At 72.5% G+C, this 1,188-nt stretch carries 1 protein-coding gene; it reads right to left on the bottom strand.

The features are described from left to right. The coding region (locus tag K7G61_RS35870) for a type I polyketide synthase (protein ID WP_225851341.1) at positions 1-1,188 on the bottom strand (1,188 nt) is incomplete at both ends.

Here is a 1,188-nt window from a genome sequence, read left to right on the forward strand (position 1 = left end):
GCCGCCAGGTGCAGCGCCACCAGCGACGACGAACACGCCGTGTCGACCGTCAGCGTCGGACCCTCCAGCCCGAGCGTGTACGCCACCCGCCCCGACACCACAGCCGCAGCGTTCCCCGTCCCCGCATGCCCCAGCCCACCATCGGCCGCACCCAGCAGCAACGCCGGATAATCCTGACCATTGGTCCCCACGAACACACCTGTCGCACTGCCCCGCAACGACCGCGGATCAATACCCGCCCGCTCCACCGCCTCCCACGACGTCTCCAGCAGCAACCGCTGCTGCGGATCCATCGCCAACGCCTCACGCGGCGAGATCCCGAAGAACCCCGCATCAAACCCCGCGACATCATCCAAGAACGCACCCACCCGCACGTACGACGTACCCACACGCTCGGGATCCGGGTCGTACACCCCCTCCACATCCCACCCACGATCAGCGGGAAACTCCCCCACCGCATCCACCCCCGCCGCCACCAACCCCCACAGCCCTTCCGGCGACCCCACCCCACCCGGGAACCGGCACCCCATCCCCACGATCGCCACCGGGTCGTCCACCACGGACACCGAACCCGCAACGGACTCGACCGCAGCACCCGCCACGGACGCGACCCCGCCCCCGGCACCCGCACCCGCACCGGCACCGGCACCGGCACCGGCACCCAGCAGCTCGCCGCACAGATACCCGGCCAGCACCAGCGGCGTCGGGTAGTCGAACACCAGCGAACTCGGCAGCGGCAGACCCGTCACCGATCCCAGCACGTTCCGCAGTTCCACCGCGGTCAGCGAGTCGAACCCGAGGTCCTTGAAGGCACGGTCGGGCTCGACGGCCGCGGAGCTCGCGTGTCCGAGAGCGAGGGCCGCCGCCTGGCGGACGGCCTCCAGGACGGCGGGGGCGCGATCGGCCTCGGGCAGTGCGGCGAGCTGGGCGGCGAAGGGCGGCACGCCGTGCCCGCCGCCCGTACCGCTTGTGTCACGTGCCGCTTCCAGGGCATGGACGGCCTCCGGTACTCCCTCCAGCAGCGGGAGCGGGCGGGCGGCGGTCAGGCCGGGCGCGAAGCGGCTCCAGTCGAGGTCGGCCACGACGGTGACGGGAGCGCCTTGGGCGGATTGGAGGACCTGCATGGCGCGAAGGGCCTCGTCGGCGTCGAGCGGCGTGATGCCGGCGCGGCGCAGCCGCTCCGTGACC

This window comes from Streptomyces sp. HPF1205 (assembly GCF_020400825.1).
Lineage (GTDB): Bacteria > Actinomycetota > Actinomycetes > Streptomycetales > Streptomycetaceae > Actinacidiphila.